This is a genomic window from Novosphingobium sp. P6W (assembly GCF_000876675.2).
GTDB lineage: Bacteria > Pseudomonadota > Alphaproteobacteria > Sphingomonadales > Sphingomonadaceae > Novosphingobium.
The window spans coordinates 2,219,666-2,236,344 of record NZ_CP030352.1 but is presented as its reverse complement, the minus strand read 5'-3'; the positions used below and the strand labels follow the sequence as shown (position 1 = coordinate 2,236,344).

Annotated in this window: 13 protein-coding genes; 8 read left to right on the top strand and 5 right to left on the bottom strand. The window is 64.8% G+C overall.

From position 1 onward, the window contains the following. Positions 1-80: 80 nt before the first annotated feature. Positions 81-833 (top strand): SDR family NAD(P)-dependent oxidoreductase, encoded by a 753-nt coding sequence (locus TQ38_RS10890; protein ID WP_043972681.1) that lies wholly within the window; start codon positions 81-83, stop codon positions 831-833. 83 nt (positions 834-916) lie between these two features. Here the strand turns inward: TQ38_RS10890 and TQ38_RS10885 are convergent, their stop codons facing one another. Continuing rightward, positions 917-3,751, bottom strand: coding sequence for an Rne/Rng family ribonuclease (locus TQ38_RS10885; protein ID WP_043972683.1), 2,835 nt, complete (start codon positions 3,749-3,751; stop codon positions 917-919). Between the two features lie 723 nt (positions 3,752-4,474). Here TQ38_RS10885 and TQ38_RS10880 point away from each other — a divergent pair. The 5 genes from TQ38_RS10880 (at position 4,475) to TQ38_RS10860 (ending at position 10,710) form a co-directional block, all read left to right on the top strand. Next, positions 4,475-5,344 carry an N-acetylmuramoyl-L-alanine amidase gene (locus tag TQ38_RS10880; protein ID WP_043972685.1) on the top strand — a complete coding sequence of 290 codons (870 nt, stop codon included), beginning with the start codon at positions 4,475-4,477 and terminating at the stop codon, positions 5,342-5,344. A gap of 77 nt (positions 5,345-5,421) precedes the next feature. After that, entirely contained in the window at positions 5,422-7,959 is a 2,538-nt protein-coding gene (locus TQ38_RS10875) for a penicillin-binding protein 1A (protein WP_043972688.1), read from the top strand. Between the two features lie 193 nt (positions 7,960-8,152). After that, positions 8,153-8,488, top strand: a complete 336-nt coding sequence (locus tag TQ38_RS10870) for a DUF4286 family protein (protein ID WP_043973433.1) — start codon at positions 8,153-8,155, stop codon at positions 8,486-8,488. Between the two features lie 195 nt (positions 8,489-8,683). Then, positions 8,684-9,682 carry a thiamine pyrophosphate-dependent dehydrogenase E1 component subunit alpha gene (locus TQ38_RS10865; RefSeq protein WP_043972691.1) on the top strand — a complete coding sequence of 333 codons (999 nt, stop codon included), beginning with the start codon at positions 8,684-8,686 and terminating at the stop codon, positions 9,680-9,682. Then, positions 9,679-10,710 (top strand): alpha-ketoacid dehydrogenase subunit beta, encoded by a 1,032-nt coding sequence (locus tag TQ38_RS10860; protein WP_370059768.1) that lies wholly within the window; start codon positions 9,679-9,681, stop codon positions 10,708-10,710. The genes TQ38_RS10865 and TQ38_RS10860 overlap by 4 nt, the downstream gene beginning before the upstream one ends. Before the next feature lie 77 nt (positions 10,711-10,787). Here TQ38_RS10860 and TQ38_RS10855 read toward each other — a convergent pair whose 3' ends face one another. The 4 genes from TQ38_RS10855 to TQ38_RS10840 all read right to left on the bottom strand — a co-directional run bounded on the left by TQ38_RS10855 (position 10,788) and on the right by TQ38_RS10840 (position 14,420). Next, complete coding sequence (locus TQ38_RS10855; protein ID WP_043973438.1) at positions 10,788-11,756, bottom strand: cation diffusion facilitator family transporter; 969 nt, start codon at positions 11,754-11,756, stop codon at positions 10,788-10,790. A gap of 50 nt (positions 11,757-11,806) precedes the next feature. Then, positions 11,807-12,823, bottom strand: coding sequence for an acyl-CoA dehydrogenase family protein (locus TQ38_RS10850; RefSeq protein ID WP_043972694.1), 1,017 nt, complete (start codon positions 12,821-12,823; stop codon positions 11,807-11,809). 1 nt (position 12,824) lies between these two features. After that, positions 12,825-14,018: an acyl-CoA dehydrogenase family protein gene (locus TQ38_RS10845; RefSeq protein WP_043972697.1), complete on the bottom strand. Its 1,194-nt coding sequence runs from the start codon at positions 14,016-14,018 to the stop codon at positions 12,825-12,827. A gap of 87 nt (positions 14,019-14,105) precedes the next feature. Further along, on the bottom strand, positions 14,106-14,420 hold the full coding sequence (locus tag TQ38_RS10840) for a Rieske 2Fe-2S domain-containing protein (protein ID WP_043972700.1): 315 nt from the start codon (positions 14,418-14,420) through the stop codon (positions 14,106-14,108). Between the two features lie 195 nt (positions 14,421-14,615). Between TQ38_RS10840 and TQ38_RS10835 the strand changes: the two genes are divergently transcribed. Then, the gene (locus TQ38_RS10835; RefSeq protein ID WP_043972703.1) at positions 14,616-15,761 is read left to right on the top strand and encodes an acyl-CoA dehydrogenase family protein; all 1,146 of its coding nucleotides are present in this window, start codon (positions 14,616-14,618) and stop codon (positions 15,759-15,761) included. Then, positions 15,761-16,678, top strand: a complete 918-nt coding sequence (locus tag TQ38_RS10830; RefSeq protein WP_043972706.1) for an acyl-CoA dehydrogenase family protein — start codon at positions 15,761-15,763, stop codon at positions 16,676-16,678. The genes TQ38_RS10835 and TQ38_RS10830 overlap by 1 nt, the downstream gene beginning before the upstream one ends. Position 16,679 lies beyond the last annotated feature (1 nt).

Genomic DNA, 16,679 nt, shown 5'->3' with positions numbered 1-16,679 from the left:
CGGATGCGCGGCAAACGCCTTGTGGGGTCATGCGCAGGGTGCTTGTACTTTGTGCAAGAAGGCAAACCCGGGAGTATGTGATGAGTGAATGGCGAGGACGAACTGCGGTTATTACCGGCGGTGGCAGGGGTTTTGGCAAGGCTTTCGGCGTAGCGCTGGCGCTGCAGGGCGCGCATGTCGTTTTGGTGGATATCGACGGCGAACAAGCGGAAGCCGCCGCGCGGGATATCCAGAATCGAGGCGGTTCGGCGCTGGGGATGGGCGGGGATGTCACCAATGAAGGCCGCATGGCAGAAGTCATGGCGCAGGCGGCGCAGGCTAATGGCGGCATCGATCTGCTGGTAAACAATGCGGGCCTCCATTCGAACGAATATGGCCAGCCGATCCTCAAATTCGGCCTGGCCAAGGTACGCCGTCTGTTCGACGTGAACGTGATCGGGGTGGTGTGCTGTACTCTGGCCGCTCATCCGCACATGAGAGGCAGGGTGGGTGCTTCGGTCGTCAATATATCTTCCAGCGCTGCGCACTTGGGTGGCTCGCCTTATGGCGATAGCAAGCTCGCCGTCGCTGGACTGACGATCACGTTCGCACGCGAACTGGGACCGGACGGCATTCGAGTGAATGCGATCTCGCCGGGCCTTATTCTTACCGAGACGATCCGCAGCGAACTGCCCGAGGCGACTAAACAGCGCGTTCAGGCGATGCAGATGATATCCGGCGACGGACAGGAAGACGATATCGTCGAGGCTCTGCTTTACCTAGCCTCCGGCAAAGCGCGTTTCGTAACCGGCGAAACACTGCGGGTTACCGGCGGCATGGCCGCGGGGGTATAAACGGGAAGGCTACTGCCCAAAACGACAAACGCCGCGCGTGATCCGAAGATCGCGCGCGGCGCCTGACTTGTTTTCAGCTTCGATCAGGTGCCGAAGGTACGCTGCCACCAGCCGCGACGCGGCGAGCCGGATGCATCGCCCTCATCGCCGGAAGCGTCATCGCCTGCCGTTTCGGGCTCTGCTGCGGCCGGTTCGGCGGCTGCGACAGCTGCTTCGCCCGGAGCGGCGGAAGCCTCGGCCTTCTTGCGGCGCGGCGCGCGCTTTGGCTTGGCAGACGCTTCTTCCGCAGCCGGCTCGGCGACTACTTCGGCCGGAGCTTCGGCAGCGACGTCAGCCTTTTTGCGACGCGATGCGCGCTTGGGCTTGGCGGGCGCTTCTTCCGCAGCCGGCTCGGCGACAACTTCGGCCGGAGCCTCGGCAGCGACGTCAGCCTTTTTGCGGCGCGGTGCGCGCTTGGGCTTGGCGGGAGCTTCCTCGGCGACCGGTTCAGCGGCCACTTCAGCGGGAGCCTCTACCACGGCTTCGGCTACGTCCGCCTTCTTGCGGCGAGGCGCGCGCTTGGGCTTGGCGGGCGTTTCCTCGGCGACCGGCTCGGCCGGTGCTTCGGGTTCGTTAACCGTTTCTGCGATCGGAGCAGGTGCGGCGTCCTCGGCAATGTCTTCGCGGGCTTCTTCGCCCTCGAAGCCTTCACCGTTCTCGGAGCCATTCTCAGCTTCACCGTCACGGCGACCACGACGGCGACGACCACCACGGCGGCGACGCTTCTTGGGTGCTTCGCTGCCGTCGGTATCGGCGTAGCTGGTTTCGCTTTCGCCTTCGTCCTCAGCAACTTCGGCTTCGGTTTCGGCGGTATCGCCTTCGACCTCAGCTTCGGTTTCGCTGACTTCGGCGCCGTTCTCGTCAGTGCGATCGCGGTTGCGGCCACGGCGGCGCTTGCGACGCTTGCGGCCACGGCCGCCTTCGCCTTCATCGCCATCGGCGCGTTCAGCCCGTTCGCTGCGCTCACGCGGTGCAGCTTCCTCGCGCTCGACTTCTTCCTCTTCCTCTTCTTCCTCGATCACGAAGTCGTCTTCGACGTCATCGGCGATCGGGTCGAAGCGAGGCACGAACTCATTGCGCGGGCCGGAGGAGACGACGCGCATCTTCGCGCCTTCGTTCTCACCCTCGGGGATCACTTCGACGGTGACGCCGTAGCGCTCCTCGATGTCGGCCAGGTCAGCGCGCTTGGCGTTGAGCATGTAGACCGCCGCCTCGGTGGACGCGAACAGCGAGACCACGACGCCCTTGCCCTTGGCCGCTTCGTCTTCGATGAAGCGCAGCGCCGAAAGGCCGGCAGAGCTGGCGGTGCGGACGAGGCCGGTGCCGTCGCAGTGCGGGCACGAACGCGTCGTAGCTTCCAGCACGCCGGTGCGCAGGCGCTGGCGGCTCATCTCCATCAGGCCGAAGCTGGAGATGCGGCCAACCTGGATGCGGGCACGGTCGTTCTTGAGCGAGTCCTTGACGGCCTTCTCGACCTTGCGGACGTTCGAGCCGTATTCCATGTCGATGAAGTCGATCACGACCAGGCCCGCCATGTCGCGCAGGCGCAACTGGCGCGCGATTTCCTGCGCGGCTTCAAGGTTGGTGGCGACCGCCGTCTGCTCGATCCCGTGCTCCTTGGTGGCGCGGCCCGAGTTGATGTCGATCGAGACGAGCGCCTCGGTCGGGTTGATGACGATGTAGCCGCCCGAACGCAGCTGTACGACGGGATCGTACATCGCGGTCAGCTGGTCTTCCGCGCCGAAGCGCTGGAACAGCGGCACCGGGTCGGAATAAGGCTTAACCTTGGGCGCGTGGCTGGGCATCAGGAGCTTCATGAAGTCCTTCGCCGCGCGGAAGCCTTCCTCGCCCTCGACTACTACTTCCTCGATGTCGCGGTTGTAGATGTCGCGGATGGCGCGCTTGATGAGATCGCTGTCAGAGTGGATGAGCGTCGGCGCTTCCGAGCCGAGCGTCACTTCGCGCAGGTCGTCCCACAGCCGGGCGAGATAGTCGAAGTCGCGCTTGATCTCGGTCTTGGTGCGCTGGAGGCCAGCGGTGCGCACGATGCAGCCCATCGAACGCGGAAGCTGCATTTCCGAAATAATCGACTTGAGGCGCTTGCGGTCGGATGCCGAGCTGATCTTGCGGCTGATACCGCCGCCATGGCTCGAGTTCGGCATGAGCACGCAGTAACGGCCAGCAAGGCTGAGGTACGTGGTCAGCGCTGCGCCCTTGTTGCCGCGCTCTTCCTTCACCACCTGCACCAGCAGCACCTGGCGGCGGTGGATGACGTCCTGGATCTTGTAGCGGCGGCGCAGCGCCATGCGCTTGGCGCGCAGATCGTCAGCTTCCTTCGAGCGGCCCGAGGGGCGGCCCTGGCGGCGGCGTCCGCGGCCACGCCGGTTAGACGAATCGCTGCCTTCGCCTTCTTCGTCGCCGTGCTCGCCTTCTTCACCATCGTGGAACTGGCCCTCGACGGAGCCGTCCTCGATCGTGGCGACATGGTCCTTCTCGGACGTGTCGACTTCGGTCAGGCCGCCTTCGTCGTCGCCGTAATCTTCGTCCTCGTCGTCGCCTTCGCTGGCGCGCAGGGCGGCTTCTTCTTCGGCATGTGCGGCTTCTTCAGCCAGCAGGGCCTCGCGATCCTCTTTGGGGATCTGGTAGTAATCAGGGTGGATTTCGCTGAAGGCAAGGAAGCCGTGGCGGTTGCCGCCGAAATCCACGAACGCCGCCTGAAGCGAAGGCTCCACGCGGGTGACCTTCGCCAGGTAGATGTTACCCTTTATCTGCTTGCGTTCAGTCGATTCGAAATCGAATTCTTCAATCCGATTGCCCTTGAGTACCGCCACCCGCGTTTCTTCCGGGTGGCGCGCATCGATAAGCATGCGCGTTGCCATTTGATATTCTCCGTGCGCGTCCGCGCCCGGCCGGATCAGCCAGGGGGACGCGATTTTGTTCGATGTGTTCGGATGTGCCCTGCAATCCGGCGTCATGCATCTCAGGGGCCCGGCCGTGTGCGGCGGGGCCCGTCATTGTGCGTGCCGGGTGAAGGGCGAGTTCGTGCGTTTGCACCTGCCGCTTTGCGAGCGGCGGGAAGTCGAGGCAATCCAGCGCCTCGTGCGCGGCGAATTTATGGGCCGTCTTGAAGGCGGCGTGTGCATCCGTAGCCTTGTAGGCCACGGGGGGGGCGACCACTGCGTGAGCGGTGCGTGTGTCTGCGAGCGCGAGATAGCGGGGCGCGAAGAAAAGCGCGGAAAATTGCGACCACGCCGCCCACGCCCTTTCGGGCGTCAGCTGGCAAGGCGGCAATTGGCTTCTCATGGCTCGCTTCAACCTGTGAGGTTTTCCGAAAAAGGATTTTCCGGTTCCCTGGGCCGGGGCTGTATGGCTGTGCCGGTCCCGCCCGGCGCCATATGGTAATGGTGTTCCCGGATTGCGAGGACCGAAAGCATCGTGGCCCCGGTCATATGGGCGTAGCATCCATGGCCGGGGACGGCAAGTTCCTTGGCCTGCTTGGCTTTATACTAAAGGCGGCTGACCGGCTCTCGTGCAGAAATCCGTGGGAAAGCCCTAGTGCACTGGATTGCGGGGGCGCCGAAGTGGACTTAGTCAGAGCGGCAATGTCGCGCACCTTGCAGCTGATCCTGTTCCTTTCGACGTCGCTGGCGCTGCTGGTTGCCGCCGTCGTTTTCAGCGGAACGTTCGCTGCGCGCGCCGATGCTTACGATTATGTCGTGCGCTTCGATCTGCCCAGCGCGGACACGCCGGTGGGGCTGCCGCGCGTCGATGGGCCGCCCGATGCCAGTCGGCCGCTGATCGTGATCGACCCCGGGCACGGCGGTTTCGACCCCGGCGCCGGGCAGGGCGCGCTCAAGGAAAAGGCGGTGGCCTTGCAGGTCGCCCTGGCCCTGCGCGACAAATTGCTGGCGGGCGGCGGCTTGCGGGTGGCGCTGACCCGTGACACCGACCGTTTCATCTCTCTAGCCGATCGCCCGGACATTGCCCGGCGCCTGAACGCCGACCTATTCGTGTCGATCCACGCCGATAGCGCCGAAAGCGATTCGGCGCGCGGGGCCAGCGTTTATGTGCTCTCCGAAAAAGGGTCGAGCGATGCCGCGCAGCGCTTCGCCGATCGCGAAAACGGCGCTGACCGCGTCAATGGCGTGGCGCTTTCGAAGACCAGCGCCACGGTGGGCGCGATCCTGCTCGACCTGTCGCAGCGCGGCGCGCAGGCAGGCTCGGCGCAGGCTGCCGGCCTGCTGCTGCGCGAACTGGGCGACAGAGGCATGGGTCTGCACCGCGAACACCCGGAAACGGCAGGGCTCGCGGTGCTGAAGTCGCCGGACATTCCCTCGATCCTGTTCGAAACCGGCTACATCAACAACCCGCAGGATGCCCAGGTGCTTGGCTCGCGCAGCGGCCAGCAGGCGCTGGCAGAGGCCGGAGCAAAGGCAATCCGGGCCTATTTCGCACGGAAACTGGGGGCATAGTCCTTGAGCGGAAGATCGGACATTCATCGCAACCTCTCTGGCCTTGCGCGAAAAGGGCGTGCTAGAGGACCGGCGCAATGACCGACGCGAATAATCCCGGCGAGCAGCCGTCCGAAGACGCGAGCTTCCGCATCCGCCGCGAGGCTTCCGGCGGTTTTGCCGCGATTGGAAGGCAGTGGCGGCAGCGCAAGTGGCTGCGGCGTTTCAGCTACCTGTGTCTGGCGGGCCTTGTCGGCCTCGCCGGTTTCTGGATCGTGCTGACGCGTGACATGCCGGATGCGAACAAGCTGCTCGAATATCAGCCGCCGTTGCCGACGATGGTGCGCGGGATGGACGGCGAGATCGTCTATTCCTACGCCCGCGAGCGGCGCGTGCAGCTGCGTTTCGTCGATTTTCCGAAATCGATGGTGAATGCTTTTCTTTCGGCCGAGGACCGGACTTTCTGGACTCACGGCGGCGTCGATATTGGCGGTCTCGCCGGTGCGGTGGTTGACTATGCCGCCAAGTTCGGCACTGGCGCGCGCGCCAAGGGCGGTTCGACCATCACCCAGCAGGTCGCCAAGAACATCCTTATCGGCGACGAGTATTCGGTTACCCGCAAGCTCAAGGAAATGGTCCTCGCGCGCCGCATCGAAGGTGTGCTGACCAAGCAACAGATCCTTGAACTCTACCTCAACGAAATTCCGCTCGGCCGTCGTTCATTCGGCGTGCAGGCTGCATCACGCGCCTATTTCGACCGCGATGTGGAGGACCTGACGCTCAGCCAGAGCGCGTTCCTCGCCATTCTGCCGCGCGCTCCCGAAGTTTACGGGCGCAAGAAGAACGAAGACCGGGCGATCGAGCGCCGTAACTGGGTGCTTGACCAGATGGTCCGCAACGGCTGGGCGACCCCGCAAGCGGCCGCTGCCGCCAAGGCGGAGCCGCTTGGCCTCGTGACTCAACGCGGCAGCGACTTCGATCCCGCCAATGGCTACTTCGTCGAGGAAGTGCGCCGCCGCCTGATCGACAAGTACGGCGAGAAGGCGGAGGACGGCCCGAACAGCGTTTACGCCGGTGGCCTGTGGGTGCGTACCTCGCTCGATTCCGAAATGCAGAAGGCGGTGCGCGAAGCACTGCGCGGAGGATTGCTGCGCTATCATGGCAACCGTGGCTGGGCAGGGCCGATCGCCCATCTCAATGATCTCGAAAACTGGCAGTCGCAGCTGGTCGTCGCCAACAAGACGATGGACTACAAGGACTGGCGCATCGGCGTCATCCTCGATGGTTCTTCGACCGACGGAGGTTCGGGCCGGATCGGGTTCTCCGATGGCAACATCGCGACGCTGACCGGCGTTCCGGCGCGGGCCAAGGCAGGCGATCTGGTTGCCGCTGCGCCGGTGACGGCGGGGAGCTGGGCGCTGCGCGCGATCCCCGAGGTTTCCGGCGGCATGGTCATCGAGGAACCTGCCAGCGGGCGCATCGTCGCCATGCAGGGCGGTTTCGATGCCGGCATCGATTCGTTCAACCGCGCCGTCCAGGCCGAACGTCAGCCAGGCTCGACGATCAAGCCCTTCGTCTACGCGACCGCGCTCCAGAACGGCATGACCCCGGCGACCCAGGTGCTCGACGGTACGTTCTGCGTGTTCCAGGGCGCAAATCTCGGCAACAAGTGCTTCAAGAACTTCGGCGGGGAGGGCGGCGCAGGCAGCCACACCATGCGCTGGGGCCTGGAACAGTCGCGCAACCTGATGACCGTGCGCATCGCCAACGATACGGGCATGGCGCGCGTTACCCGCACGTTCCACAATGTGGGTATCGGCGATTACCAGAACTACCTCTCGTTCGCGCTGGGCGCGGGCGAGACTACCGTGGCGCGCATGATCAACGCATATGCCGCGCTGGCCAACAACGGCGTGCAGTTCTCGGGCTCGGTCATCGATTATGTCCAGAACCGCAGCGGCAAGGTGATCTGGCGCGCGGACAAGAGCCGCTGCGACACCTGCAACATGTCCCAGTGGGATGGCAAACCGATGCCGCGGATCGCGCGCAAGGGTAAGCAGGTGCTCGACGCCGACACCGCCTACCAGGTCGTCCACATGCTGGAGGGCGTGGTTCAGCGCGGCACCGCTGTGCGTCTGCGCGACCTTAAGCTGCCGCTGTTCGGCAAGACGGGTACAACCAACGGTCCGACCGACGTGTGGTTCATGGGCGGCAACCAGGACTATGTGGGCGGCGTCTATATGGGATACGATGCACCTCGCTCGCTGGGCGGTTATGCTCAGGGTGGCCGCATCGCTGCGCCGATCTTCAAGGACGTAGTGGAAGCCACCCGTAACCGTTGGGGGCAGCAGCCGTTCGTCGCTCCTTCGGGCATCCGCATGGTTCGCATCGATCGTGTGACCGGCAAGCGGGTCATGGGCGTTGAGCCCGGCGACGATCCGAAGGCTGCCGTAATCTGGGAAGCCTTCAAGCCGGACACGGAACCGCGCCAGTACACTGCCGAGGACGAATTCAGCCGCCGCCGCGACGCGCTGGTATCCCAGATCCGGGGCGCGCGGGATGCGCGCGCCGCAGCAGAGGCCAATGCCTCTGGCGACGCCGGGAACTTTGCGGAGCAGCAGGGCGGCGTATACTGATCCCTTCAGGGGCGGCCACGGGTAAGGCGGATAAGGCGCCTGTTCAGCGCCCCTGAACTTTTTTCCGAGAATCAGCATGGCTTGCTCCTGTCGGCGCGGCGGGGCGATGCTTGTGGTGGTTGGACAGCTGACGCTTGCAACCTCGGGATGGCTGGCGAATGCTGGCCTGCGAAAGCAACCGGGGAAGATGTCCATGAAGATGAAACTTGTCGCGCTCACCCGCCCGCTGCCTGGCCGCGAGGCGGAATATCACGAGTGGTACAACACCACCCACTTGCCTGAACTGGTGAACAAGTTCGGCATGGCAGGCGCCCAGCGCTACAAGCTTGCCGCCAGGCTGATGGGCAGCGACGAGAACGAATTCCTCGCGATTTACGATATCGAAGCGGACGATCCGATGGCGTTCCTGGGTGCAATGGGCGCCGCGTCGAAAAGTGGTGAACTGACGCAGAGTGACGCGCAGGACTTCGGCACCTGCTATACCGCGCTGTTCACCGAACATGGCGAGCGGGTCGTGCCGCAAGGCTAAAGCCGGTATTCCAGAACAGTGAAAGGCCCCTCCTTTCCGGGGCCTTTTCGCGTGACCGCCCGAGGCTCCTGTAGCGAACCAACGATAACGCCCGGGCGGTCCACCCGCTCTTGCATCGGGGGGCGTGACTGAACCAATGTTCAGTGTGTTCAGCAGCCCAAGCTTCAGCAGCCCAAGCTGTTCGAGAGAGGACTCATGAGCCAGACGCCAGAAAACAGGGCATCGCCTGATGCCGCCACGCAGCTCGATATCTACCGCCGCATGGTGCGTATCGAGCGGAACGACGAATTCACCCGGACCCAGATCCGCCGTGGGCGCATCACCGCGCCCTACTATTCGGCGCGCGGGCAGGAAGTGATCCCGTCCACCCTGTCGAACCTGATGACCGACGATGACGTGATCTGCACGATCTACCGCGGCATTCACGACATGGTCGCCAAGGGCATGCCGCTGCGTCCGCTCTGGGCCGAGATTTGCGGCCGCATCGACGGCACTTGCAAGGGCAAGGGCGGCCCGATGCACCTCACGCACCCCGAAACGGGCGTTATGGTGACGACGGGCATCGTCGGCTCCTCGATGCCGATCGCCAATGGCTTCGCCTGGGCCTCGCTGCTCGACGGGTCGAAGCGCGTGACGATCGCCTACTTCGGCGACGGCGCCAGCAATATCGGCGCCTTCCACGAGTCGCTGAACCTCGCCTCGGTGTGGAAGTTGCCAGTGATCTTCGTGTGCTCGAACAACGGTTTTGCCGAACACACTCGCTACGAGAACGGCACCTCGGTGGACTTCATCTCCAAGCGTGCGATCGGCTATGGGATGCCCGGCTACACCGTCGACGGCAACGATCCCTTCGACATGTACGCGCATGCCCACGCTGCTATCGAGCGGGCGCGTGCCGGCGAAGGACCGACCCTGTTGGAGTGCAAGACCTTCCGCTTCATGGGGCACGTCTTCGGCGACAACGACGCCTACATGACCAAGGAAGAGAAGGCCGAGGCGCTTGCCAAGGATCCGCTGGTCCTGTTCCGCCAGTTGCTGCTCGACACCGGCGTCGCCACCGAGGCGCAGCTGGAAGAGATGAAGGCGGGCATCGAGGCCGAAGTCCAGGACGCCATCGATTTCGCGTTCGAGAGTGGATACGCGTCGGTGGACGAATTGCGCCGCGACGTCTTTGCCGAGGAGATTCCGGCATGAGCGCCGATACCGCAGAAGCAACCCCGGCCCAGGCCGGCGAAATGCTCAAGATGACCGGCCAGGCGGCAATCACGGCCGCGCTGTTCCAGGCCATGGAAGAAGACTCCAAAGTCCTCGTCTTCGGCGAGGACGTGGCCGACCGCGAAGGCGGCGGCGTGATGGGCACCACGCGCGGCCTCTCGACCAAGTTCGGTGATCTGCGCGTGCGCTCCACTCCGATTGCCGAGCAGTCGATCATGGGTGCCGCCGTGGGCGCGGCGATGGCCGGCTACAAGCCGGTGGCCGAGATCATGCTGATGAACTTCATCACCGTGGCCATGGACATGATCGTCAACCACGCGGCCAAGCTGCGCTTCATGTCGGGCGGGCAGAGCACCGTCCCGCTGGTGATCCGTACGCTGACGGGCGCGGGCTGGCAGACTGCCGGGCAGCACTCGGACCATTACGAGGGCTGGTTCGCCCACACCGCCGGGATCAAGGTGGTCACTCCGGCTACTCCGGCGGACTACAAGGGCCTGCTGCTTTCGGCGATCCAGGACCCCGATCCGGTGCTTTTCATCGAGAACAGCCGCACTCTGTTCGTGCCTGGCGACGTGGCTGCCGATCAGGGACCGATCCCGCTCGGCAAGGCGCGGGTGGCGCGCGAGGGCACGCATATCTCGCTCATCACTTATTCGGGCATGGTCGCCAATTGCCTTGCCGCTGCCGATGAACTGTCACAGCAGGGCATTTCCGCTGAAGTGATTGACCTGCGCACGGTGTCGCCGTGGGACAAGGACGCCGTCCTTGCCTCCGCCGACAAGACGGGCCGTGCGATCGTCGTCCATGAGGCGGTGCGCCACTTCGGTCCGGGCGGCGAGATCGCGTCGACCATCCAGGAAGAGCTCTTCCGCAAGCTGAAGGCCCCGGTGCGGCGCCTGGGCGCGCCTTATAGCGCGGTGCCTTTCGCGAAAGTGCTGGAGGACGCCTTCCTCGTGCAGCCGGCCGATATTGCCGCTGCCGCCAAGGTGCTTTGCGAATACGACTGATATGAAACCCCTCTCCCGCCGCAGCGGGGGAGGGGTTCGTGCTATTCCTCAGGTTGGCAAAGTCGAGCGGCGGGGGATCACTCCACGAAGGCCTGCTCGCGCTTTTCCGGCCTGATGTAGATCGAGGTGATCTTGGGTGAGAGCGCCTTCATGCGCGTTTCCAGTTCCTCGATCAGGGTTTCCGCCTCGCCCATCGGCAGGTCGTCGACGAAATCGGCGCTGATCGCCACGAAGACCGCGTCGGGGCCGGTGTGGACGGTGCGCACGTGGTTGACCGAGGTGATCGAGATATTGCCCTCCATCACCGCCCGCAACTGCGCGATCAGGGCAGGGTCTGCCGCTTCGCCGATCAGCAGGCCCTTCGACTCGCGCGCCAGAAGCACGGCGACGGCGGCAAGTACGAGGCCGATGAGAACCGAGGCCGCGCCGTCCAACCGGGCATCGCCGAAGTACCCGCTCGCCCAGATGCCGAGCGCGGCGATGACAAGTCCGACGAGCGCGGCGCTGTCTTCGAACAGTACGATGAAACCCGGCGGGTCTTTCGAGCGGCGAACCGCCTGCCACCAGCTTTGGCCTGCGCGTCCGGCGTTGAATTCCCGCACCGCCAGCGCCCAGGATGTACCCTCCATGGCAAAGGCGATGCCTAGCACGACGTAGCTCAGCGTCGGATCTTCGATCGGGTGAGGAGCACGGATATGGGCGATGCCCTCGTAGATGGAAATACCCGCGCCGCCTGCGAAGATCAGGATCGCGACGACGAAGGCCCAGAAGTACAGCTCGCGCCCGTAACCGAAGGGATGCGCGGCATCGGGCGCACGCTTCGCCTTGCGCTGGCCGTAGAGCAGCAGCACCTGGTTGCCGCTGTCGACCAGCGAGTGAACGCCTTCGGTCGCCATCGCGGAGGAGCCACCGATCCCCGCCGCCACGAACTTGGCCACCGCGATCCCCATGTTCGCGGCAAGCGCGCCGTAGAGCACGATGTTCTTGCGGATTTCGGAAGGATGCCCCGTTTCTGGTGCGGGCGGAGGATCGGAAACAGTGGCCATGACGGCGTCAACGTGCGGCAGCCCTGCACGTTGCGCCATCATGGCAAGGTTTAGTCGAGGTTTGCCAGTGCTTCGCGGCCGCTGCGCTCGTTCCACAGGTCGGGCGAGCCGCAAAGCTGGAGGTTGAGCATCGCGCGCTTCATGAAGCGATGGATGGGGTGTTCCTCGGTCAGGCCGATGCCGCCGTGGAGCTGGATCGCCTCTTCGGTGACGAAAGCGAAAGCCTCTGCCGCGAGCGTCTTGGTTGCGCCGCATTGGGTGAGAGTGGCGTTCTTGTCCCGTGCGCGGTTCCACAGCAGGGCTTCGGCGGCGGCGATGCGGGTCTTCATGTCGGCGGAGCGGTGCTTTAGCGACTGGAACATGGCGAGCGGCCGATCGAACTGGCGGCGCACACCGAGGTATTCGATCGTCAGTTCCAGCGCGGCATTCGCAGCACCAAGACAGTCAGCGGCCAGCGCAAGGTGTGCTTCCGGTGCCAGCGCGTCATGGAGCGGGCCTGCCCCTGCCACGTCGCAGAGCATCAGCGCGGGATCGGGCGCATAGCCATCCAGCACGAGATCGTAGAGGCGCCGGCTCGTATCCCAGATCGGCCGCTCCACCAACGAAACGCCCGGTGCGTCGATGGGGACCAGCGCATAGCCCGAGGGCAGGCGCACCACGGCCGCCGCCGCCATGTCGGCATCGAAAACGCCGCCGACCGTGCCTGAGATCGCGCCATCCGCCGCCATCTCCAGCTTCGCGGGCAGGAGGTGAAGGGGCACATAGTCGCCCCCGGCAATGCGTTCGAGCCAGTCTGCGCGGGCGGCCAGCATTTCGCTCGCCAGGACCGCCTGAAGGCCCAGTTGTGCGGGGATCAGCGGGGTGGTTGCCAGCACGCGGCCCATTTCGAAGTGGATCGCGGTGGAGGCTTCGCGGGTCAGGCCAAGGCCGCCGTCGTCTTCCGGCAGGCGGACCATCAGCCAGCCCATTTCCGCGACCAGCTCCCAGCTTTCGTCCCGCAGCGGGGAGAGCGCGCCGGCGGGGAAGGCCTTCTGCGCGGCGTCGGTCAGTTCGTTCAGTTCGATCATGTCAGGCCACCCAGCTTTTCGGCTCGCGCGGCATGTCGAGCATCCTTTCGGCGATGATGTTGCGCTGCACTTCCTCGCTACCGCCCGCGATGGTCCAGGCGTAGGAGTTCATGAAGTCCGCCATCCAGTTGCCGGTGTTGAGATCGCCGAACGTGATCGGCGCAATGTATTGTTCGGCCATGCCGCCAAGACGCAGACCGACCTTCGCATAGGCTCGCAGCGCGCGGCTGTAGCTGTTCTTGACGATCGACGCGTCGCCCACGCGCTCGATCCCCTTGATGCGGTTGTCCAGGAACTGGTCGGCGATGGCGCAGACGGCGTCTACCTGCGTCACCAGTGCGCCGAAGTCGCGCAGCACGCCGCGGTCTTCTTCATGCCCGTGCGCGCGGATCAGCGCGGCCACGCGGCCAAGCGCGCCGCGCATGCGGTAGCTCAGTTCCATAAGCGTCAGGCCGCGTTCGGAGGCGAGGGTAGCCTGCGCCACGGCCCAGCCCTTGCCCTCTTCGCCGACGCGCCGGGTTACCGGGATCTCGACGTTGTCGAGGAAGATTTCGGCGAATTCCTCGTCGCCCTGAATCTGGTGGATCGGGCGCACCGACACGCCGGGTGCGTCCATGTCCATCAGCAGGTAGGTGATGCCTGCCTGCTTGGGTCCGTCCGAGGATGTGCGAACCAGTAGCAGGCATTTCTGCGCGAACTGCGCCATCGTCGACCAGACCTTCTGGCCGCTCACGACATAGACCTCGCGCCCATCGCGCATCTCGCGCGTGGCCCGCGTCTTGATCGCGGCAAGGTCAGATCCCGCGCCCGGTTCCGAGAAGCCCTGGCACCAGGTTTCGCCTTCAAGAATTCGCGGAAGGTACTCGGCCTGCTGCTCGGCGCTGGCGCATTCGTGCAGCGTGGCGAAGGCGTGATAAGTGGAGACGAACGAAAGCAGCAGGCGTGGGCAATCGGCCTTCGCCAGTTCTTCGTAGATCACCTTCTGCTCGGCAAGGCCGCGTCCGCCGCCGGGGAACTGCGCCGGCCAGTGCGGGATCGCGTAACCAGCCTTCACCAGTTTCGCGAACCAGCCGCGCTGGGTAGCGACGAAGTCGTCCTGCGTGCGGCTGGCATCGCGCCAGTTCGTAGGGGCCTCGGCTTGGAGGAAGGCGCGTACTTCGCTGCGTAGCGCGTCGAGATCGGGCGTATCGGTCATGGGCACCGTCCAAGCACAGCGGCTGGACTGGCGTCCACAACGGGCGGTACGCGCGGGCGATATCGGCTCAGGTGCGACGGATCGGGGTCACACCGCCACTTCGATCGTATCGCCATCCATGCGCACTTCGTAGGTATCGATCGGCATCGTTGCGGGCGGGTTCAGCGGCTTGCCGGTTTCGAGATCGAAGCGGGCGCCGTGAACCGGGCAGGAAATCCAGCCCGCACGCACCCTGCCGCATTCCAGTGTCTCGTAGGCGTGGCTGCACAAGTTGCGTACCGCGAATATGCGGTCCTTGGCGTTCACCAGAACCACGCTGACGCCGTTCACTTCGACCACTTTCTTGCCGCTTGCCGGAACCTCCTCCAGCTTTGCCACGGCGACGAATGCCTTCTCGCTCATTATGCTGTTTCTACTTTCTGCATCGTTTGTTCCCAGTCCCGTTTTCACGGTCATGCCGCAAGCGCCTCGCAGATGCCATAGCATGGCCCCGCAATCGGCCAGAGCCAATCGCACCCGCGATTGCGTCGGCGGTCATGTTGTAGCGCGTGCGTTCTTGCGCCTAACGAAAGGCACAAGAGGAGAGGCGCCGCGCCGATGCAATTCGAATGGACACCCGAGCAGGACGCCTTCCGGCACAAGATCCGGGATTTCCTGCACGCCAACCTGCCCGATGACTGGGAGAAGTTCTCAGAACATGGCCCCGCGTCTCCGGCGCTGACTGCCTTCGCGCGCGAATTCTGCGTAAAGCTGGCCGAGGCGGGCATCCTCTTCCCGCACTGGCCGGTCGAGATGGGCGGCGAGGGGCTTGGTCCCTGGGAGCAGCAGATCCTTGCCGAGGAAATGTGGATCGCGGGGGAGCCGCGCGGCGGCCAGTACATGAACGTCAACTGGATCGGCCCGACTTTGCAGAAGTACGGTACGCAGGAGCAGAAAGCCCGCTACCTCGAACCGATCACCAAGGGTCAGTCGCTGTGGTGTCAGGGTTTCTCCGAGCCTGACGCGGGTTCGGACCTTGCTGCGCTGCGTACCCGCGCCGAATTGAGCGACGGCAACTACGTCATCAACGGACAGAAGATCTGGACCAGCTACGCCGGGCTTGCGGACACCTGCTTCCTGCTCACCCGCACCAGCGAGGACCGCAAGAAGGGCATCACCATCATCCTGGTGCCGATGGACACGCCGGGCATCACAGTGCGGCAAATTCCTTCGCTGATCGGTGAGGGCGACATCCACGAGGTCTTCTTCGATGACGTGACCGTGCCCGAAACCGCCCGTTTCGGCGATGAGGGGCAGGCGTGGGAGATCGTCGCCTATTCGCTGCGCAACGAGCGACTGGGCATCCCGCGCTTCACGCTCGCCCGCGCCGCGCTCGACCGGGCGGTGGCGATGCTGCAGGGCGAGGGCCGCTTCACCCGTGAATACGTGCGGATCGAGGCGGCACGCTGTGCCGCTCTGTGTGAGGCGGCTGCTACGGCAAACTACGCGGTCGTTCAGAAGCGGGTCGATGGCCTTTCCATTGGCGCGGAATCGAGTTCCGCGCGTTATGCCACCGTCATGGCCGAGCGGGCGGTATGCGAATTCGTGATCGAGTTCCTGCCTCAGGCGCTGGCCGGGGCATCGCCCTACCTCAAGATGCATCACCAGCGCGGCATCGTCGCCGGGATCGCCGCCGGGTCGGCCGAGATCCAGCTCAACATCATCGCCAGCGACGTGCTGGAACTGCCCCGGGAACCGCGCTGATGCAGCTTGCCCTCAGCGAGGACCAGACCCAGGTCCTCGATTTCATCGACAGCCTTACGCGGCCTTATGCCAGCCTGCCGATGCACGATGCATCGCTTGTGCTGGAAAGCGCGGACCTCGACGCCGCGCTGGTCGAGAGCGGGTTTCTGGATGTCATGGCGGTCGAGGAACTCGGCCCCGTCACCGCCGCGCTGGTGGTGGAGAAACTGGCGCGGCTGCCGTTTGCGATAGAGGCGGCGGCTTCGGCCATGGTGCGCCCGTTGATCGACCCCGCCTTGCCGCGCCCGCTATGCCTGGTCGAGGAAAGCCGGATCGGCGGCCCGGTCCGCTTCCTGCGGCCGGGCGCGAGTGTGGTTTTCGTCGGCCCCTCTGGCGTGCGCAGCTTTACGGCAGATGCCGCGATGATCGCGGCGGCGCAGGAGGATACGCTTTACGCCTATCCGGTGGCCTTCCTGACCTGTTTGCCGGATAGCATGACCTCGCACGATGTCGACGCCGCCGAAGTGCTGCGGGCATGGCGTGTAGCGGCCGCGGCGGAGGCGGCAGGGCTGCTGGGGGCGGCGTTGGCGGCGACCGTGGCTTACGTGTCGGACCGCAAGCAGTTCGGGCGCCCGCTGGCGACGTTTCAGGGCATGCGCCACCGGCTTGCCGAGGATCAGGTGATTACCAATAGCGTCCACTGGCTCGCCCTGCGCGCAGCCGGGACCGGGGACCGAGGGGACGCGGCTCTGGCACTGCTCCATGCGCAGGAGGCGGCGAAGCGGGTGTGTTATGACTACCACCAGTTCCTGGGCGGCATGGGCATGACGCTGGAGCATCCGCTCCACCTGTGGACCTATCGCCTCAAGCTGTTGACCGCCGAACTGGGCGGGCGCGGGGAACAGGGTCTGGCGGCGGTAGAGGCGCTTTGGGGTTAGC